The organism is Gemmobacter caeni (assembly GCF_003054195.1).
GTDB lineage: Bacteria > Pseudomonadota > Alphaproteobacteria > Rhodobacterales > Rhodobacteraceae > Gemmobacter > Gemmobacter caeni.
On the sequence record NZ_QBKP01000007.1, the window covers coordinates 185,075 to 203,233 of the forward strand.

General features: G+C 66.2%; 17 protein-coding genes. 9 read left to right on the plus strand and 8 right to left on the minus strand.

Going from position 1 to position 18,159, the window contains the following annotated elements:
• Positions 1–9: 9 nt before the first annotated feature.
• Genes C8N34_RS12695 through C8N34_RS12715 form a run of 5 tightly spaced genes read right to left on the minus strand, consistent with a single transcriptional unit; the run spans position 10 to position 3,817 of the window.
• Positions 10–1,134, minus strand: a complete 1,125-nt coding sequence (locus C8N34_RS12695; protein WP_108129149.1) for an aminotransferase class V-fold PLP-dependent enzyme — start codon at positions 1,132–1,134, stop codon at positions 10–12.
• A gap of 5 nt (positions 1,135–1,139) precedes the next feature.
• Entirely contained in the window at positions 1,140–1,814 is a 675-nt protein-coding gene (locus tag C8N34_RS12700; RefSeq protein ID WP_054301286.1) for an amino acid ABC transporter permease, read from the minus strand.
• A complete protein-coding gene (locus tag C8N34_RS12705; protein WP_108129150.1) occupies positions 1,802–2,581 on the minus strand; it encodes a D-glutamate cyclase family protein in 780 nt (259 codons plus the stop codon). The genes C8N34_RS12700 and C8N34_RS12705 overlap by 13 nt, the downstream gene beginning before the upstream one ends.
• Positions 2,578–3,015: a hypothetical protein gene (locus tag C8N34_RS12710; protein WP_108129151.1), complete on the minus strand. Its 438-nt coding sequence runs from the start codon at positions 3,013–3,015 to the stop codon at positions 2,578–2,580. The genes C8N34_RS12705 and C8N34_RS12710 overlap by 4 nt, the downstream gene beginning before the upstream one ends.
• A 1-nt stretch (position 3,016) precedes the next feature.
• Positions 3,017–3,817, minus strand: a complete 801-nt coding sequence (locus C8N34_RS12715) for an ABC transporter substrate-binding protein (RefSeq protein WP_108129152.1) — start codon at positions 3,815–3,817, stop codon at positions 3,017–3,019.
• Between the two features lie 183 nt (positions 3,818–4,000).
• Between C8N34_RS12715 and C8N34_RS12720 the strand changes: the two genes are divergently transcribed.
• A complete protein-coding gene (locus C8N34_RS12720) occupies positions 4,001–4,636 on the plus strand; it encodes a GntR family transcriptional regulator (RefSeq protein ID WP_211317730.1) in 636 nt (211 codons plus the stop codon).
• 16 nt (positions 4,637–4,652) lie between these two features.
• Here C8N34_RS12720 and C8N34_RS12725 read toward each other — a convergent pair whose 3' ends face one another.
• Entirely contained in the window at positions 4,653–5,654 is a 1,002-nt protein-coding gene (locus C8N34_RS12725; protein ID WP_108129153.1) for a LacI family DNA-binding transcriptional regulator, read from the minus strand.
• A gap of 140 nt (positions 5,655–5,794) precedes the next feature.
• Between C8N34_RS12725 and C8N34_RS12730 the strand changes: the two genes are divergently transcribed.
• The 7 genes from C8N34_RS12730 to C8N34_RS12760 all read left to right on the plus strand — a co-directional run bounded on the left by C8N34_RS12730 (position 5,795) and on the right by C8N34_RS12760 (position 14,260).
• The gene (locus tag C8N34_RS12730) at positions 5,795–6,853 is read left to right on the plus strand and encodes a sugar phosphate isomerase/epimerase family protein (RefSeq protein ID WP_054301292.1); all 1,059 of its coding nucleotides are present in this window, start codon (positions 5,795–5,797) and stop codon (positions 6,851–6,853) included.
• 4 nt (positions 6,854–6,857) lie between these two features.
• Complete coding sequence (locus tag C8N34_RS12735) at positions 6,858–7,982, plus strand: Gfo/Idh/MocA family protein (protein WP_199750675.1); 1,125 nt, start codon at positions 6,858–6,860, stop codon at positions 7,980–7,982.
• Complete coding sequence (locus C8N34_RS12740; protein WP_108129154.1) at positions 7,979–9,475, plus strand: sugar ABC transporter ATP-binding protein; 1,497 nt, start codon at positions 7,979–7,981, stop codon at positions 9,473–9,475. The genes C8N34_RS12735 and C8N34_RS12740 overlap by 4 nt, the downstream gene beginning before the upstream one ends.
• Positions 9,468–10,439 carry an ABC transporter permease gene (locus C8N34_RS12745; RefSeq protein ID WP_108129155.1) on the plus strand — a complete coding sequence of 324 codons (972 nt, stop codon included), beginning with the start codon at positions 9,468–9,470 and terminating at the stop codon, positions 10,437–10,439. The genes C8N34_RS12740 and C8N34_RS12745 overlap by 8 nt, the downstream gene beginning before the upstream one ends.
• Before the next feature lie 42 nt (positions 10,440–10,481).
• Complete coding sequence (locus C8N34_RS12750) at positions 10,482–11,441, plus strand: ABC transporter substrate-binding protein (RefSeq protein ID WP_054301295.1); 960 nt, start codon at positions 10,482–10,484, stop codon at positions 11,439–11,441.
• 113 nt (positions 11,442–11,554) lie between these two features.
• Positions 11,555–12,016, plus strand: a complete 462-nt coding sequence (locus C8N34_RS12755) for a (2Fe-2S)-binding protein (RefSeq protein WP_108129156.1) — start codon at positions 11,555–11,557, stop codon at positions 12,014–12,016.
• Between the two features lie 3 nt (positions 12,017–12,019).
• Positions 12,020–14,260 (plus strand): xanthine dehydrogenase family protein molybdopterin-binding subunit, encoded by a 2,241-nt coding sequence (locus C8N34_RS12760; RefSeq protein ID WP_108129157.1) that lies wholly within the window; start codon positions 12,020–12,022, stop codon positions 14,258–14,260.
• On the opposite strand, the gene C8N34_RS12765 is transcribed toward C8N34_RS12760, so the two are convergent.
• Entirely contained in the window at positions 14,257–14,952 is a 696-nt protein-coding gene (locus C8N34_RS12765; RefSeq protein WP_145693599.1) for an IclR family transcriptional regulator, read from the minus strand. The two genes, C8N34_RS12760 and C8N34_RS12765, sit on opposite strands and share 4 nt — an antisense overlap.
• A gap of 85 nt (positions 14,953–15,037) precedes the next feature.
• On the opposite strand from C8N34_RS12765, the gene C8N34_RS12770 reads away from it, so the two are divergent.
• On the plus strand, positions 15,038–17,308 hold the full coding sequence (locus C8N34_RS12770; protein ID WP_108129159.1) for a cytochrome P450/oxidoreductase: 2,271 nt from the start codon (positions 15,038–15,040) through the stop codon (positions 17,306–17,308).
• On the opposite strand, the gene C8N34_RS12775 is transcribed toward C8N34_RS12770, so the two are convergent.
• Positions 17,305–18,051: an NAD(P)-binding domain-containing protein gene (locus C8N34_RS12775; protein WP_054301300.1), complete on the minus strand. Its 747-nt coding sequence runs from the start codon at positions 18,049–18,051 to the stop codon at positions 17,305–17,307. The genes C8N34_RS12770 and C8N34_RS12775 overlap by 4 nt on opposite strands.
• Positions 18,052–18,159 lie beyond the last annotated feature (108 nt).

The window sequence follows — 18,159 nt, forward strand, 5'->3', positions numbered from 1 at the left end:
TTTTTCGCATCAGGAGTGCAGCAGGTGGCGCAGCGCCGTGACCAACGTTTGCACCCCGTCATCGGTGGTGACGGGACCGGGCGAGGTGCGCAGAATCTGCCCGCGCCCGTCGGTGGCAATACCTGCCGAACGCAGCGCCGCTACGATCTCTGGGGCCGGGTGGCTGTCGGGCAGCCGCAACATGACCGAGCCGCCGCGTGCGGTTTCCGCGCGCGGGGTGATCAGGTCCAGCCCCATCTCATCCGCGGCGGCGATGATCCGCGCGGTCTGCCGCCGGTTCTGTGCCAGCAGTGCCGCGCGATCCTGCGCGGCATGCCAGTCCAGCGCGGGCAGCGAGGCGATGGCCGCCATGCAGCCCGGCGTGCCGTTGTCAAAGCGGCGGATGTCGGGGGCATAGGCGAAGCGGTCCAGCGCCCAGTTGAACGGGTCGGGCTGGCTGAACCAGCCGCGCAGCTCGGGCAGACACTGGCTGATCAGATCCGGCGCCACATGCAGGATGCCCGCGCCGGGCGTGCCACACATCCATTTCAGGCTGGTCGAGATGGTGAAATCCACCGCCGGATCGGCGACGTCGAAGGGCAGCAGCCCCGCGCCCTGTGTAATGTCCACCCCGATCAGGCTGCCCATCGTCCGGCCATGCGCCACCATCGCGGGCAGGTCGATCCGGTGCGAGGTGGTGGAGGCGACCCATGTCAGCAGCGCTACAGCCACATCCGGCCCCCAATGCGCAAGGAAATCCTCGGGCTCCACCCAGGCGGCACCCTGCCGCATCGGCACGGTTTCCAGTGTGAACCCCAGCCGGTCCTGCAATTTCGTCAGAAGGAAGTGGTTCGACGGAAAGCAATCTGCCGCCACCAGCACCCGCTTACCGGACAGCCGCTCGGGCGGCAGCGCGGTCATCAGCATGTGCAGGCCCTGCGTGACATTTTCGCAGGTGGTCAGGCTGCCTTCCGGGGCGCCGATGATGCCGCGCCAGTGTTCGATGAAGCCCGCGCGTTTGCCCAGCAGGTAGCCCCATTGCGCGTCATCCGGCGCTGCCCAGACGGCTGCAAATTCGGCCATGGCGTGGGCCAGATCCTCGGCCTTGCCGGGATACTGGCCGATGGAGTGATAAAGGAAATAGCTGTCTTGCATAGGTCTTACCGTTGATAGGCGCGCTGGAAGCGTTGCTCCAGCCAGCCGGTCAGCCGCACCAGCGGCCAGAGGATCGCCACATAGATCAGCGCGGCGCCGATCAGGGGCGTGGGATTGGCGAACAGGGCCTGCGCATCGGTGGCCTGTTTCAGCAGGTCGGTCATTGCCACCACCGACGCAAGCGAGGTGTCCTTGATGATGCTCACGCAGTTCGAGGCATGCGGCGGGATCACGATGCGCATGGCCTGCGGCAGCACGACCTTGCGCATGGCCAGCCAGAAATGGATGCCAAGCGCGGCTGCGGCCTCGAACTGACCCTTCGGGACCGCCTGAATGCCCGCCCGCATCACCTCTGCCGTATAGGCGCCCAGCACCAGCGACAGCGCGATGGCGGCGGCGGCGAAGGAGGACAGCACGACCCCCGCGAAGGGCAGGGCGTAATAGATCAGGATGAGCACCACCAGAACCGGCATGGCGCGCATGAGATCGGTATACAGCACCGCGAACAGCCGCAGCGGTTTCGGCGCATAAAGCCGCATCAGCGCGATGCCGACCCCCAGCGCCGTGCCCATCACGATGGCGGTGACACCAAGCGCCAGCGTCATTCCCAGTCCGCGCAACAGGATCGGGAAAGCGCGTCGCATCACATCGGCGTTGAAGAAGATGTCTACGGCGTCCATGCGCTCGCTCCATGCGGCTGGGCGGGAAGGTCGGTGATCAGCATGTGCCCCGGTGCATGGGTGATGGCGAAGGGCAGCCGGGCGGAGGCGATGGCGCGTTCCATCGTCACGCCGCAGGCCCAGAACACCGCGACTTCGCCGGGCCGAACGTCGGTCAGCCCCAGCCCGTCGATCGGGCGTGACAGGTCGACCCCGATCACCGCCGGATCGCCGGTATGGACGGGCGCGCCATGCGCCTGGGGATGGTTGCGTGTGACCTCGGTCGCCAGCGCGACCTGATCCGCCGCGACCGCCCGCATCGTCACCACCAGATTGCCGCCGAACAACCCAGCCGCCCGGTTGGGCAGCGCAGTATCAAAGGCGGAACAGCTTCGCCCCGGAGCATGGCAGCGCAGGGGAACGCCTGCCGCCACCAGATCGGCTTCGAAACTCAGCGAACAGCCGATGGCGAAGGGCACCAGATCGTCGCGCCAATGCGCGGCGATGTCGGGCAGGGTGCCGGTTGGCTGCCCGTCGCGGAACGTCCGGTAAAGCGGCAGGTCGTGGCGCAGGTCGATGTCGCCCAGATCCGGCAGCGCCGGATCGCCCGCACTTCCACGCGCCAGCAAGGGGCAGGCGGCAGGATTGGCGTGCAGAAACGCCTCGAAATCATCGGCGAAGGCGGCGGGGATCAGCGCCAGATTGGCCTGTGTCCAGCCCGGACACAGCGCCGCCGTCTGCCGCACCTCGCCCGCGCGAAATCGTTGCCGCCAGTCCGCCGGGGTCATGCCGCGTGCCAGTCGGTTTCGATCTGCGCTTTGAACAGCAGCACCTCAAGCTCATGCGTCTTGCGGGTGCGCATCCAGCGGTCGTCATCCATCCAGCCTGCGCGCCAGGTCGTCATCGCGACGAGGCAGGCGCCCGCAGGCAACCCCCAATCAGGCCCGGGCGTCACGCGGATAGAGACCCGCGGCACCCGCGCACCCGCCGCGCCAAGGTGAAAGTCGATCAGCCCCAGATCGGGATGCGGTCGGATTTCCACCGCCGCCTCCGACCCGTCGAAGAGCGATACCCCGCGCCAGAGGCCGGGTTCGGCCTCCGGCTGCAAATCCATCGACCCCAGTGCCCAACGGCCCAGCTTTCGCCCATCTGCCAGATGGCCGAAGGTGAAATCAGAAGGCGCCTCCACGCGCACCGAGGCCAGATGTGCGATATCCTGCATCTCAGTCGGCCGAGGTCGGCACCGGCATCGGCGTCACTGTATAGCTGTCCGCCGCCGGGGCGACGCCCATCCATTTCTCATAGATCGCCGCCATGGTGCCATCCGACTTCATGTCGGACAGGATCTGGTTCACCTGTTCCAGCTTGTCCGAACCCTTCGGCATCATCATGGCGAATTTCTCACCCGTGACGATCTCTGCCCCCACGGTCAGGCCCTTCATCTGGGTGAAGGCATAGCGCAGGCCGACCACATCGTTCACCGCCGCGTCGATCCGCCCGTTCAGCAGATCGGTCAGCATGTTCGAAGTGGTGTCATAGCTTTTGTATTCAGCATAACCGATTTCGGCTTCGCGTTCTTTCAGCCAGTTTTCGGGGAAGGAGGTGGCAACCGACCCCACAACCTTGCCCTTCAGCCCCTCGACCGACACGATGTCGGACCCGTCCTTGACGCCGATCCCCAGCGCGCCCTGGAAGTAGGGCTGAGTGAAGGCCTGGCTGTCCAGCCGTTCATTGGTGATGGTCAGCGAGGAAATCACCATATCCACCCGGCCCGAGGCAGAGGCGACGAACAGCGCCTTGAAATCCATGCCGTCGATATTGGCGGTGCTGCCCATGCGCCGGGCGATTTCGTTCACGATATCGACCTCGAACCCCTCGAACGTGCCCGCCTCGGTCTTGTTTTCCCATGGCGGGTTGGCCGGATAGGCACCAACGCGCAGCGCATCCTGCGCGAAAGCGGCGGTCGACAAGCTCAGGCCAAGCATCAGACCGGCGACGATGCCGGTGCGGCGGGTCATTTTCATGGGAACCTCCCTGTTGGACTTCGGGTCTCTCATCGGCCCGATTCTGCAAGGAATGGTGCCATAAACTGTATACTTTTCAAGAGATATTTCGGATTCAAAATGTCGCTCGGATATAAGAATACCCTTTATATATTGATAAAAATCAGTTTTTATACAGTTAATCGGCTTCCAAAGAGTATGCAAATGTCCAGACAAAGTCATCGTGATCGGATCTATGACGTGCTGATGACGCGTATCCAGCGCGGCGAGGTCGGCTGGGAGGATCGGCTGATCGACACCGTCATTGCGACTGAACTGGGGGTGTCGCGGATGCCTGCGCGCGATGCGCTGATGCGGCTGGCTGCCGAGGGCTATCTGGTGCCGACAACGCGTGGCTTCACGCTGCCGAACCTCAGCCGCGCCGAGGTGCTGGAGGTGTTTGAGCTGCGCCGCATGCTGGACCCCCGTGCTGCCGCCATGGCCGCGCAGGCGATGACGTCCGAGGTGCTGGCCGATCTGACGCATGCGGTCGCGCAGACGCAGGGCTCGCTGGTGTCGGGCGACGTGCCGCTGTTCTTCCACGCCTGCGAGGTTTACCGTAACCGCTGGCTCGACATCGTGCCGAACCGGGTGCTGGTCGACACCATCCGCCGTTACCTGGTGCAGGTGCAGACCGTCCGGCTGACCACGATGCGTGACGATGCAACCAACCGCATCATTGTCGAGGGGCAACGTGATCTGCTGGCCGCATTTCAGGCCCGCGACGCGGTTGCGGCTTCGGACCGGATGCTGCGCTTCGTGATCGAGGGCGAACAGGCGTTCCGGGCAATCGCGTCCTGAAGGGCCGGGGAAACGGTCAGGCCGGGGCGGGGCCGGTGCTGGCGCGCAGGATCAGCTCGACCGGCAGCACGGTATCGGCATCGCGGGCCTCACCCTTCAGGCAGGCCAGCATGCGTTCGGCTGCGGCGCGGCCGATCTCGGTCCGGGGCTGGCGGATCGTGGTCAGTGGTGGCGAGATATGGGCGACCAGTTCGATATCGTCAAAGCCCACCACCGACAGGTCGCCCGGCACGCGCAGCCCGTGGCGCTGCACCTCGCCGATGAAACCGCAGGCCATGGCGTCGGAGGCGAAGAATACTGCGGTCGGGCGGGTGGCGGCGGGTTGATCCAGCCAGATGCGCGCCGCCGTGCGCCCGGAATCCAGCGAGAAATCGCCGGGATAAAGATAGTCCTCGGGGAAGGGCAGGCCGCGCGCCGCCAGAGCCTCGACCGTGCCGGACAGCCGCGCCTCGGTCAGCACGTTGCCGCGTGGCCCGGCGACATGGCCGATGCGGCAATGGCCCAGATCGGCCAGATGATCTACGGCCAGTCCCGCCGCAGCGCGATTGTCGATCTTCACGCGCGGCGCGGGCAGGCCGGGCACCCATTCGCAGGCCTCGACCACCGGCACGCGCCCTTGCAGCGCGGCGGCGGGCAGCGTGCCGTCAAGAATGATCAGCCCGTCGGCCCGGCTGGGTTCGGCGTAATCCAGCAGGGTTTGCGCGTCAGCGGTGCGGGTATCGGCAATCAGCAGGTTGTAACCGGCCGGGCCAAGGACCGAGGCGATGCCGGACAGGATCTGCGAAAAGAACGGGTTGGCGAGGTTCGGCACCAGCGCCACGATGCCGCCCGTTCGCCGGTGGCGCAGATTGCGCGCGGCGAGGTTCAGCCGGTATCCCGTCGCCTCCACCGCCTGTTGCACGGCGGCGCGGGTGTCCTCGCTGACCCGCTCGGGGGTCGACAACGCCCGGCTGACCGTGGCGGTGGAAACCCCGGCAAGGCGGGCAACGTCGCTGATCTTGGGGCGGTCGTGCTTCATGGCCTTTCATACGCCGGGGCTGCGGCGGGCTCAATCCGTTCAGATGTGCAAGAATCATATTGCAAACGATTACATCGCATGTCTATCGTTGATGTAACCGATTACATAATCGGTCCCGTCACCAGTTTTGGGAGGAGCTGATGCGGACGATCAAAGGCCCCGGCCTGTTCCTTGCGCAATTCGCGGGGGACGCGGCGCCGTTCAACAGTTTCGCCGAGATTACCCGCTGGGCTGCCGATTGTGGTTACAGGGGGGTGCAGATCCCGACATGGGACGCCCGGCTGTTTGATCTGGACCGCGCCGCCGCCTCGCAGGACTATTGCGACGAGGTGAAGGGCATCGCCGCCGAGGCGGGTCTCTCGATCACCGAGCTTTCCACCCATCTGCAAGGCCAGTTGGTTGCGGTGCATCCGGCCTATGATGTGGCCTTCGACGGCTTCGCAGTGCCCGCCGTGCGCGGCAATCCGGCGGCGCGGGCGGAATGGGCGCAGGATCAGGTGAAGAAGGCGCTGACCGCCTCGCGTCGTCTGGGGCTTGGGGCGATGGCCACCTTCTCGGGTGCGCTTGCGTGGCCCTATATCTACCCCTGGCCGCAGCGCCCCGCCGGGCTGATCGAGGAAGCCTTTGACGAGCTTGCCCGCCGCTGGCGCCCGCTGCTGGATCATGCCGAGGACTGCGGTGTGGATCTCTGCTATGAAATCCACCCCGGCGAGGATCTGCACGACGGCATCAGCTACGAGATGTTCCTTGAGCGCACCGGCAATCACGCGCGGGCCTGCATGCTGTATGACCCGTCGCATTATGTGCTCCAGCATCTCGACTATCTGGAACACATCGACATCTATCACGAGCGCATCCGCATGTTCCACGTCAAGGATGCTGAGCTGAACCCGACCGGGCGGCAGGGGGTCTATGGCGGCTATCAATCCTGGGTCAATCGCGCCGGGCGCTTCCGCAGCCCGGGTGACGGGCAGGTGGATTTCGGCGGGATCTTCTCGAAGCTTACGCAATACGGGTTCGATGGCTGGGCGGTGGTCGAATGGGAATGCTGCCTGAAACACCCCGAGGATGGCGCGCGGGAGGGGGCCGAATTTGTGCAGGCCCATATCATCCGCGTCACCGAAAAGGCGTTTGACGATTTCGCGGATGCGGGCACCGACCGCGCTGCCAATCGCCGCATGCTTGGGCTGGAGGGCTGACACGATGGAACCGATCCGGCTGGGCATGGTGGGCGGCGGGCAGGGGGCTTTCATCGGCGGGGTGCACCGCATAGCTGCGCGGCTCGATGGCCAGTATGCGCTGGTGGCGGGGGCGCTGTCCTCCGATCCCGCGCGGGCGGCGGCTTCGGCGGCGGAGCTTGGGCTGGCGCGCAGCTATGACGATTACCGCCAGATGGCGGCGCGCGAGGCGCGACGCAAGGACGGCATTCAGGCGGTGGCCATTGTCACGCCGAACCACATGCACGCGGGGCCGGCCATCGAGTTCCTAAAGCGCGGCATCCATGTGATCTGTGACAAGCCGCTGACCGCGACCATGGCCGAGGCGAAGCGGCTCGCCAAGGTAGCCGAAGCCTCGAAGGCGCTGTTCATCCTGACCCATAACTACACCGGCTATCCGCTGATCCGGCAGGCCCGTGCAATGATCGCGGCGGGCGATCTGGGCGCGTTGCGGCTGGTTCAGGTGGAATATGCGCAGGACTGGCTGACCGAGGCGGTGGCCAGCAAACAGGCCGACTGGCGCACCGATCCGCTAAGGTCCGGCCTTGGCGGTGCGCTGGGGGACATCGGCACGCATGCCTGGAATCTCGCAGCTTTCGTGACGGGGATGGAGCCGGAAGCGCTGGCCGCCGATCTGTCCAGCTTCGTGCCGGGGCGGGCGCTGGATGACAATGCCCATGTGATGCTGCGCTATCCCGGCGGGGCGAAGGGGATGCTTTGGGCCAGTCAGGTGGCGCCGGGGAACGAGAACGGGTTGCGGTTGCGGGTTTATGGCGCCAAAGGCGGGCTGGAATGGGAGCAGGAGAACCCCAACCGCCTGTGGTTCACGCCCTTCGGCGAACCCAAACGCCTGCTGACCCGCAATGGTGCCGGGGCGCTGCCCGAGGCGCAGCGGGTCTCCCGCGTGCCGCCCGGTCACCCCGAAGGCTATCTGGAGGGTTTCGCCAATATCTATACCGAGGCCGCGCGTGCGATCCGGGCGCATGAGGCGGGCGAAGCGCTTCCCGAGGGCGTGCTGTTCCCCGGCCTCTCGGACGGGATTTCCGGTATGCGCTTCGTCGCGGCCTGCGTGCAATCGGCGAAACGCAACGCGGCCTGGGTCGCGCCATGACCCCGGCGCTGGCGCTTCAGGATGTGCACAAGAGCTTCGGCCCGATCGAGGTGCTGCATGGCATCGACTTCGCGCTGCGTCCCGGCGAGGTTCATGCGCTGATAGGCGAAAACGGCGCCGGCAAATCGACCATCATGAAGATCCTCGGTGGCTTCCTGACGTCGACCTCCGGTCAGGTGCTGCTGGACGGCCAGCCCGCGCCCTATCGCAGCGGAGCGGAGGCCGAGGCGGCGGGCGTCGTCGTCATCCATCAGGAATTCAACCTCGCCCCCGATCTGACGGTGGCACAGAATGTGTTCCTGGGACGCGAGCCGGGACGGTTCCTGCTGGACCACCGCGCGATGCGGCGCGAGACGCAGGCGCTGCTGGATCAACTGGATTGCCGGGTCAGCCCGGATGCCCGCATTCGCGATCTGGCGGTCTCGGATCGCCAGATGGTCGAGATCGCCAAGGCGCTGGGGCGCAAGGCGCGCGTCCTGATCATGGATGAACCCTCGGCCGTGCTGACCCACCGCGAGGTCGAGGTGCTGTTCCGTCAGATCGACCGCTTGCGCGCCAGTGGCGTCGCGCTGCTTTACACCTCGCACAGACTGGACGAGGTGCGCCATCTGGCCGACCGCATCACCGTTCTGCGCGACGGCGCCGTGGTGCGGCAGGCGCTGCGCGGCGAGCTGACAGAGGACGGCATGGCCACTGCCATGGTCGGGCGCGATCTCAAAGACATCTTCCCGCCCCGGCGCGACAGTTTCGGCCCCGTGGTGCTGGAGGTGCAGGGTTTCAGCGTCCCGCCGGTGGTGCAGGATGTCAGCTTCACCCTGCGGCGGGGCGAGGTGCTGGGGATTTCCGGCCTTGTGGGATCGGGGCGTACTGAACTGGCCGAAGGGCTGGTGGGCCTGCGCACGCACCGTGGCAGCCTGCGCCGCGAGGGCCAAGCGATCACGCTGCATTCCACTGCCGATGCGGCTGCGCATGGCCTTGCCTATCTGACCGAGGATCGCAAGGAACTGGGCTTGCTACTCGATAAATCCCTGCGCGAGAACCTGACGCTTTCGACGCTGGGCCGCTTTGGCCGCCTGATGATCTCGCGGCCCGCCGAGGAAACCGCGCTGACCCGTGCCATTGAGGATTTCGACATACGCGCCCCGCGCCGCGACATGGCGGTGGGCAACCTGTCGGGCGGCAACCAGCAGAAGCTGTTGCTGGCCAAGACCATGCTGCCCGATCCGCAGATCGTCATCATCGACGAGCCCACGCGCGGTATCGACATCGGCACCAAGAGCCAGATCTATCATTTCATCGACCGCCTCGCCCGCGACGGGCTGAGCGTCATCGTCATCTCCTCTGACATGCCGGAAATCCTCGGCCTCTCGGACCGCGTTCTGGTGATGCGGCAGGGCCGGGTGGCGGGCGAGTTGCAGGGCGATGCGATCACCGAAACCGCCGTGGTGCGGCTGGTCATGGGCACAACCGAAGAGGCCACAGCCGATGCGTAACCTTTCGCTTTCCACCCTCGGGCCACTGGCGGCGCTGATCCTTCTGGTGGTGCTGGGGGCCTTTCTGAACGCCAACTTCCTGTCGGCGGGCAATATTACCAATGTGCTGGCGCGGTCCGCCTTCATCGGGATGATCGCCGTGGGGATGACTTTCGTCATCACCTCGGGCGGGCTGGACCTGTCGGTCGGGTCGATGGCGGCTTTCATCGCGGGCATGATGATCCTTGCGATGAACGCCATGCTGCCCACGCTGGGGATTGGCGTGCCGCTCGTGCTGGCGGGTATGGCTGTTGCGCTTGGCGTCGGGCTTCTGGCGGGGCTGGCGAACGGGTTGCTGATCACCCGTGCCGGGATCGAGCCTTTCATCGTCACGCTGGGCACCATGGGCATCTTCCGCAGCCTCGTGACCTGGATTGCCGACGGCGGCACGCTCAGCCTCGATTTCGAGGCGCGGCAATTCTATCGCCCGGTCTATTACGGCGGCATTTTCGGCATCACATGGCCCATTCTGGTCTTCGCCGTGGTGGCCGTGCTGGGCGAACTTGCCATGCGCCGCACCCGTTTCGGCCGCTATTGCGAGGCCATCGGATCGAACGACCGGGTGGCGCGCTATTCGGCGGTGAAGGTCGAACGGGTGCAGTTGATGACCTATGTCGCGCTTGGCGTGCTGGTCGGCCTCGCGACCATCCTTTACGTCCCGCGCCTTGGCTCTGCCTCCGGCTCGACCGGGCTTCTGTGGGAACTTGAGGCCATCGCCGCCGTCATCATCGGTGGCACCGCGCTGAAGGGCGGCTATGGTCGGGTCTGGGGCACGGTGGTGGGCGTGCTGATCCTCAGCCTCATCGACAATATCCTGAACCTTGCCGACCTCGTGTCGCCCTATCTGAACGGGGCCATCCAGGGGGTTATCATCGTGCTCGCCGTTGTGCTGCAACGCGGGAAATCTTCCGCCGAAGGGCGGTAACCATCCGCCGCCGGGGAGGGCGGCGCTCAGGGAGGAAAGACTATGAAACGCAGACAGTTCTTCGGTGCCACCGCAGCGCTTGCCATGTCCGCTAGCCTTGCCACCATGGCGGTGGCCGAGGACAAGACCTATACCATCGGCGTCTCCATCCCCTCGGCCACGCATGGCTTCATGGGCGGGCTGAACTGGCACGCGCAGGACACGATCAAGCGGCTTGAGGCCACTTATCCCAACGTCAAATTCGTGCTGGCCACGGCGGGAGAGCCGGGCAAGCAGGTCGATGACATTGAGGATATGCTGGCCACCCGCAATATCGACGGGCTGGTGGTGCTGCCCTTCGAATCCGAGCCGCTGACCGGGCCGGTCAAGGCGGTGAAAGACGCGGGCAAATGGGTGACCGTGGTCGACCGGGGGCTGTCGCAGCCGGGGATCGAAGATCTTTATGTCGCGGGCGACAATACCGCTTTTGGCCAGGTCGCTGGGGAATATTTCCGCGAAAATCTGCCCTCCGGCGCCAAGGTGGTGATCCTGCGCGGCATCCCCACGACACTGGACAACGAGCGGGTGGACGCCTTCGAGAAGGCCATTGACGGCTCGGGCATCGAGGTGCTGGACAAGCAGCACGGCAACTGGAACCGCGACGACGCCTTCACTGTCATGCAGGATTACCTGTCGAAGTATCCCAAGATCGACGCGGTCTGGGCGGCAGATGACGATATGGCGCTGGGTGTGATGGAGGCCATCGCCGCCGCCGGGCGCACGGATGAGATGTGGATTGTCGGCGGCGCCGGGATGAAGGAAATCATCAAGCGCGTCATGGACGGCGACAAGCAGGTTCCGGTGGATGTGACCTATCCGCCTGCGCAGATCTCTTCGGCCATCGAGATGACGACACTGCATTTCGTGTCGGCGGCGCCGGTCTCGGGGCGGTTCATCATCGGATCGACCCTGGTGACGCCTGAAAATGCAGCACAGTTCTACTTCCCCGACAGCCCGTTCTGACGTGAAGGGCGGGGGCTTTCCTGCCCCCGCCCGCCGCTGCCCTGCGTGACGCAACGTGACCCGGCCCTTCGCTTCGGCCCATGCTATGATTGCGCCGAAGCAGGAGGCAGCCGATGCGACTGAATGTGAACGGGACCATGCACGAGGTGGATGTCGAACCCGACATGCCGCTGTTGTGGGTATTGCGCGATGAACTGGGCCTGACCGGCACGAAATACGGCTGCGGCATTGCGCAATGCGGGGCCTGCACCGTCTGGCTGGGCGGCGAGGCGATGCGGTCCTGCCAGATCCCGGCTTCCGATGCCGAGGGCGCCGAGATCACCACCATCGAAGGGCTGGGCACGCCCGCCGCGCTGCATGCGGTGCAGGCGGCATGGGTGGAAGGGCAGGTGGCGCAATGCGGCTACTGCCAGTCGGGCCAGATCATGCAGGCGGCTTCGCTGCTGACGCAGATCCCGAACCCGAGCGACGCCGAAATTGATGAAGCGATGGCGGGTAACCTCTGCCGCTGCGGCACCTACCCGCGCATCCGTGCGGCGGTGTATCGCGCGGCGCAACTGATGCGGGAGGGTTGAATCATGTCCCGGATCGGCAAGATCGCGCGCCGCAGCTTTCTCATCGGTTCCGCTGCTATCGCGGGGGGCGTTGCTTTCGGCCTTTACGCTGTGCGCAAGACCCCTGAAAACCCGCTGCTGGCTGGGCTGGCGCCGGGGGAGTTAAGCTTCAACCCCTGGGTCAAGATTACCGCTGACCGCATCACCCTGATCACCCCGCATGCCGATCTGGGGCAGGGAGCCATGTCGATGCAGGCGCTGCTGATCGCCGAGGAGCTGGACGTTGATCCCGCGCAGGTCGCCACCGAATTCGGTCCGCCCGCTGCGGCCTATTGGAATACTGCGCTGGGTGCTGAAAGCGCGCCCTTCCTGCCGGGCGATACCGGCCTCGCGGCCCGTGCCACGCGCGGCGCGATGAATGCGGCGTTCAAACTGGTCGGGATGCAGGGAACGGGAGGCTCCAGCGCGGTGCCGGACAGTTTCGTGAAGCTGCGACAAGCCGGGGCCATGGCACGCGAGACGCTGAAGCGGGTGGCGGCACAGCGCCACGGTGTCGATGTGGCCCTGCTGCGCAGCGAGAACGGCGCCGTGATCCTGCCTGATGGCACGGCGGTGCCCTATACCGCGCTGGCGGCTGATGCCGCGCAGTCCGATCCGGTGCAGGAAGTGCCATTGCGCCCCGACAGCGACTGGCGGCTGATCGGCAAGCCGATGCGGCGGCTGGATATACTGCCAAAATCCACCGGCACGCAGGTCTATGGTATCGACCTGAAGGTCGAGGGTATGGTTCATGCGGCGGTGCGGCTGAACCCCCGGCGTGGTGTGCTGCTCAGCCATGACGCGACGGCGGCGAAAGCGATGCGCGGCGTTGCGCAGGTGCTGCCGATCCGCGATGGCGTGGCGGTCATCGCCGACAACACATGGCGCGCCATGCAGGCGGCGCAGGCGGTGGTCTGTGACTGGGGCCCCGCGCCTTACCCCGCCGAAATGGCCGATCACTGGGCGGCAGTGGAGGCAGGCTTTGATCCCGCGCATCTGGACAAGGAATGGCGGGCCGACGGCGATATGGACGCGGGCCTCTCCGCCGCTGATGTCGTCAGCGCCGAATATCGCGCGCCCTATCTGGCGCATCAGCCGCTGGAGCCGCTGAACGCGATTGTCCGCTATTTGGAGGCGGAAACCGAGGTCTGGACGGCGCATCAGCTTCCCCGGATGTTGCAGGATCTGGTGGCGGGTGTCACCGGGCAGGGCTCTGGCCAGATCACGCTGCACAACCAGTTCGCGGGCGGCAGTTTCGGACACCGGCTGGAGTTTGACCATGTGCTGCGCGCGGCCGAGATTGCGCGGCAGATGCCGGGCACCCCGGTCAAGCTGACCTATTCCCGCGAAGAGGATTTCGCGCAGGATTTCACCCGCCCGCCGGGCATGGCGCGCGGGCGTGGCACGGTGGCAAACGGGCAGGTGCAGGCGGTGGAGATCGTGACCTCCGGCCCCTCTCCCAGCCGCTCGCAACTCGGGCGCGCGGGCTATTCGGTGCCGGGGCCGGACAACCAGCTTCCCGCCGGGATCTGGAACGCGCCTTACGCGCCCGCCGCCTTTCGGGTGCGGGCGCATGCGGTGGAAGGGCTGGCGCCGGTCTCCAGCTGGCGTTCGGTCGGCGCCTCGCTCGGCGGGTTTTTCCTTGAAAGCTTTCTGGACGAGCTGATCCACGCCGCCGGGGCCGATCCGATGGCCGAACGGCTGCGGCTTTGCAATGACCCGGTGGCGCGGGGCGTGCTGGAGGCGGTGGCGGAACTGTCTGGCTGGCAAGGCCCCAGCCCGGCACCGGGGCAGGGCAGGGGCGTCGCGCTTGTCCAGAGCTTCGGGGTCAATGTGGCCGAAGTCGTGGATGTGCGCATGACCGACGCCGGGCTGCGTATCGACCGGGTGTTCTGCGTGGCCGATGTGGGCCGCGTCGTCGATCCGGTGAATATCGAGAACCAGATTCAGGGCGCGGTGATCTGGGGTCTGGGTCATGCGATGAACTGCGAAATCACCTATGCCGATGGCATGGCCGAGCAGACGAATTACGACAGCCACAGCGGGATGCGGCTGGACCAATGCCCCGAGATTGTGGTGCGGGTGCTGGAAAACGCGCCAGAGGTGCGCGGCATCGGCGAGCCGCCGGTGCCCCCCGCTGCGCCCGCGCTGGCCAACGCGATCTTCGCTGCCACGGGGCAACGGCTGCGCGAAATGCCCTTCGGCAAGTTTGTCGATTTCGCCTAGGCGCCGTCCAGTTGCGCGACCAGGCATGTGGCGGCGGCATCCAGTGCGGCTACGGTACCTGACAGGTCGAGCGGCTGGGCGCTGACCACGCCCAGACAGGCTTCGATCCCGGCACGGCTAAGGAACCCCGCGCGCAGCGGCACGGCGATACCATGCGCGCCCGGCTGCAATTCGCCGCTGGTCGCCGACCATCCGTCCCGCCGCGCCTGCACCACCTGCGCGCTGTCACCGGGCTGCGGTGACCGGGCTGACAAGATCGCGATGCCCGCCGCGCCGCGCCCGATGGGATGGCGGGCGCCGACGCGATAGGTAATCTCCAGCAGCCCGCTCTTGCCCGGACTGGTCAGCAGCGCCAGACAGTCCTCGCCCGCCGCGACCGAAAGGAAGGCCGTCTGCCCGGTATCACGGGCCAGCGCATCCACCGCTTCTTGCCCGTGCAGCCGCAGGCGGGCATGGACTCCCTGCATCAGCGGCAAGAGCCCCGGCCCGAGGATCGCCGTGCCATCCGCCAGCCGGGTGACGAAGGCATGCGCCTCCAGCGTGGCGACCAGCCGGTAACAGATACGCCGGTCCACCCCCAGCGCCAGCGCCAGCGCCGCCATGCCAATCGGCCCGCGCGCGGCAATGACGCTCAACGCCTGCAAGCCGCGGTCGAGGGTCTGCACCCGTTCGGGAGTCGTTGCAGTTGACACGAGCGCCGCCCTTTCTGTAGCGTCAAATATAGCACATTTATGTGCTATTATCGCTCATATATCAAGCCGCAGGGGAGGATCGCCAATGACCACCGGATGCCCGGCCCATGCTGATGGCGCAGCCTGCCCCGTGTCGGACCGCGCCCGCGCCTTCGACCCGTTCACCGGCGCATATCAGATCGACCCCGCCGCCGCGCTGGCCTGGTCACGGGCGGAGGAGCCCGTGTTCTACAGCCCCGAGACCGGCTATTGGGTGGTCAGCTGCTATGCCGATGTGAAGGCGGTGTTCCGCGATCCATTGCTATTTTCTCCGTGCAATGTGCTGGAAAAGATCACCCCCTTCCCCGACGAAGCGATGGCTGTGCTGGCCTCCTATGGCTATGCGATGAACCGGACGCTGGTGAACGAGGACGAACCCGCCCATACCGAACGCCGTCGCATGCTGATGGCGCATTTCCTGCCCGCCAATATTGAGGCGCACCGCGACCGTGTGCGGGTGCTGACGCGCGAGAAGGTGGATGCTTTCATCGCCAAAGGCCGTGCCGATCTGGTGGAGGAGATGCTGTGGGAAATCCCGCTGACGGTGGCGCTGCATTTCCTTGGTGTGCCGGAAAGTGACATGGCCCGCCTTCGCGAGTTCTCCATGGCGCATACCGTCAACACCTGGGGCCGACCCTCGCGCGAGGATCAGATCGCGCTGGCGCATGAGGTGGGCCGGTTCTGGCAGTTCGCGGGCGAGGTGCTGAACCGGATGCGGGCGGAACCCCACGGCCAGGGCTGGATGCATGAGGCGATCCGGCAGAACGCCCTGCACCCTGACATCGTGACCGACAGCTATCTTCATTCGATGATGATGGCGATTATCGTCGCGGCGCATGAGACCACCGCCCATGCAGCGGCCAATGCGATCAAGCTCTTGCTGACCGATGGCGCGGGCTGGCGCGCGATCTGCGAGGATGCGGCGCTGATCCCCAATGCGGTGGAGGAATGTCTGCGCTATGCTGGGTCTGTAGTGGCCTGGCGGCGGCAACTGACTTCGCCCGCCACAGTGGGTGGCACCGATTTGCCTGCGGGAGCGAAGCTGCTGATCGTCATGGCCAGCGCCAACCATGACGAACGCCAGTTCCAGAATGCCGACAGTTTCGACATCTACCGAGATAATGCCACCGATCATCTGACCTTCGGTTATGGCGCGCATCAGTGCATGGGCAAAAACCTTGCCCGGCTGGAACTGCGCATCATCCTTGAGGAACTGTCCCGCCGCCTGCCGCATCTGCGCCTGGCCGAACAGGAATTCACCTATCTGCCCAATACCTCGTTCCGGGGGCCGGATCACCTTTGGGTGGAATGGGATGTTGCCGCCAATCCGGCAGAGGGGGCCGAGCGGGCGCGGTTCGAGATCGGCGCCCCGCGTCGCAAGGACATCGCCCGCAGCGTGGTGGTGACAGCGGTGCAGACGGAGGTTGAAGGCGTCATCTCTCTGCATCTGGCCGATCCGCAGGGACGGCCGCTGCCGCGCTGGACCCCCGGTGCGCATGTGGATCTGGAGCTTGATGGCTTTGATCGCAGCTATTCGCTCTGCGGCGACCCGGATGCGCCGGGCTATACCGTCTCGATCCTGCGTGAAGAGGCCGGGCGCGGCGGCTCGCGTCGTTTCCACGCAGTAACACCCGGCACGGTGCTGCGGCTGCGCGGGCCGCGCAATCACTTCCCGCTGGACGAGGCGGCGCCTGCGCATCTGCTGATTGCGGGCGGTATCGGAATCACGCCGATCCTGGCCATGGCTGACCGGCTGAAACGGATCGGGGCGCGCTATCATCTGCATTACCTTGGCGGGGCCGAGGCGCGGATGGCGCATCTGGCGCGGCTGAGCCGCGATCACGCGGGGCAGGTGGCGGCGCATCCGCGCGACCGCGCACCACGCGCCGATCTGGCGGCACTGGTCGCCGCTGCTCCGCCGGGCACCCGCATTTCCGCCTGCGGCCCGGCGCGGATGCTTGAGGCCCTGCAAACCCTGACGGCCACGCGCCCCGATCTGGTGCTGGCCATCGAGCATTTCAGCGCGGGCGACGATACCGACCTTGCCGACAACCGTCCCTTCGAGGTCGAACTGGCCGACAGCGGCTTCACCCTGCCCGTGCCTGCCGACCGTACCCTGTTGCAGGTTCTGCGCGCGGCTGGCATCGACATCGCCTCGGATTGCGAGGAAGGGTTGTGCGGCAGCTGCGAAGTCGCGGTGCTGGATGGCACGGTCGATCATCGCGACAAGGTGCTGAGCATTGCGGAAAGGGCTGCGGGCACCCGGATGATGTGCTGCCGCTCGCGCGGCGCGGGGCGGCTGAAACTGGCGCTTTAACGCCCTTTCAGCTTGTCCATCACTGCGTCGCAGGCGGCCTCCCATCCCGCACTGACGTCATGCGCTTTCAGTATCTGAAAGCCGCGTTCGGTGATGCCGCCGGGGGTGACAAGTTCGTGCAGCATCTGCGCCATCGGCTCGTGCTTGCTGTCGATCAGCGCCCCGGCCGCCGCGAAGGTCAGCGCGTTCAGCCGCCGCGCCACCAGTGGGTCAAGGCCCTGCGCGGCTGCCCATTCAGCGCTGCGCGCGATGAGATCCTGCGCCCAGCCATAGATCGCGGCGGAAACCGTGGCGATTTCAAACTCCGCCTCGCTGGTTAAGGGGATGACGGGCCCAAGTGCCTCCAGTAACCGTCGAGCTTCGGGCAGATCAGGGAAGCAGGCGGTCGGGCTGGCACCGACCTCGGCCGCCGTCAGGGGCATGATGCGCATGCGCCGGGCAGGGCCTGTGTCCAGCGCCGCAATTGGCACACCGGCGCAGGCCGAAACCAGCACCTGCCTCGCGCGCCACGGCAGCCCCGCCACCGCGCCGGGTGCCGCCGCTGGCCGCACCGCGAGCAGGACCAGATCGCAGCGCGCCACCAGATCGGCATTGTCGCGGGCTAGCGGATGCCCGTATCGCACCGCCATCTCTGCCGCCCGGCCACGCGGCGACAGCAGCACCTCGCCGGGCGCGAACCCCGCCCGGTGCAGCCCCGCCAGCAGCGCCGCCGCCAGATGCCCGATTCCGATGATCCCCAGCATCTTGCCCCCTTTTCCTTGCCGTATCCTCGTCCGCAGAAACGGCCCAGGCAAGGGCTGGCGCGCAGGCTGCGCCGCGCTATCCTGCCGCTGACCCCTGCGAGAGCGATC

Coding starts and splice junctions, on each gene's coding strand:
- C8N34_RS12715 (WP_108129152.1), bottom strand. CDS start 3,817: ATGAAAATGACCCGCCGCACCGGCATCGTCGCCGGTCTGATGCTTGGC.
- C8N34_RS12725 (WP_108129153.1), bottom strand. CDS start 5,654: ATGAAGCACGACCGCCCCAAGATCAGCGACGTTGCCCGCCTTGCCGGG.
- C8N34_RS12720 (WP_211317730.1), top strand. CDS start 4,001: ATGTCCAGACAAAGTCATCGTGATCGGATCTATGACGTGCTGATGACG.
- C8N34_RS12745 (WP_108129155.1), top strand. CDS start 9,468: ATGCGTAACCTTTCGCTTTCCACCCTCGGGCCACTGGCGGCGCTGATC.
- C8N34_RS12755 (WP_108129156.1), top strand. CDS start 11,555: ATGCGACTGAATGTGAACGGGACCATGCACGAGGTGGATGTCGAACCC.
- C8N34_RS12730 (WP_054301292.1), top strand. CDS start 5,795: ATGCGGACGATCAAAGGCCCCGGCCTGTTCCTTGCGCAATTCGCGGGG.
- C8N34_RS12705 (WP_108129150.1), bottom strand. CDS start 2,581: ATGACCCCGGCGGACTGGCGGCAACGATTTCGCGCGGGCGAGGTGCGG.
- C8N34_RS12740 (WP_108129154.1), top strand. CDS start 7,979: ATGACCCCGGCGCTGGCGCTTCAGGATGTGCACAAGAGCTTCGGCCCG.
- C8N34_RS12710 (WP_108129151.1), bottom strand. CDS start 3,015: ATGCAGGATATCGCACATCTGGCCTCGGTGCGCGTGGAGGCGCCTTCT.
- C8N34_RS12695 (WP_108129149.1), bottom strand. CDS start 1,134: ATGCAAGACAGCTATTTCCTTTATCACTCCATCGGCCAGTATCCCGGC.
- C8N34_RS12700 (WP_054301286.1), bottom strand. CDS start 1,814: ATGGACGCCGTAGACATCTTCTTCAACGCCGATGTGATGCGACGCGCT.
- C8N34_RS12750 (WP_054301295.1), top strand. CDS start 10,482: ATGAAACGCAGACAGTTCTTCGGTGCCACCGCAGCGCTTGCCATGTCC.
- C8N34_RS12760 (WP_108129157.1), top strand. CDS start 12,020: ATGTCCCGGATCGGCAAGATCGCGCGCCGCAGCTTTCTCATCGGTTCC.
- C8N34_RS12770 (WP_108129159.1), top strand. CDS start 15,038: ATGACCACCGGATGCCCGGCCCATGCTGATGGCGCAGCCTGCCCCGTG.
- C8N34_RS12735 (WP_199750675.1), top strand. CDS start 6,858: ATGGAACCGATCCGGCTGGGCATGGTGGGCGGCGGGCAGGGGGCTTTC.
- C8N34_RS12775 (WP_054301300.1), bottom strand. CDS start 18,051: ATGCTGGGGATCATCGGAATCGGGCATCTGGCGGCGGCGCTGCTGGCG.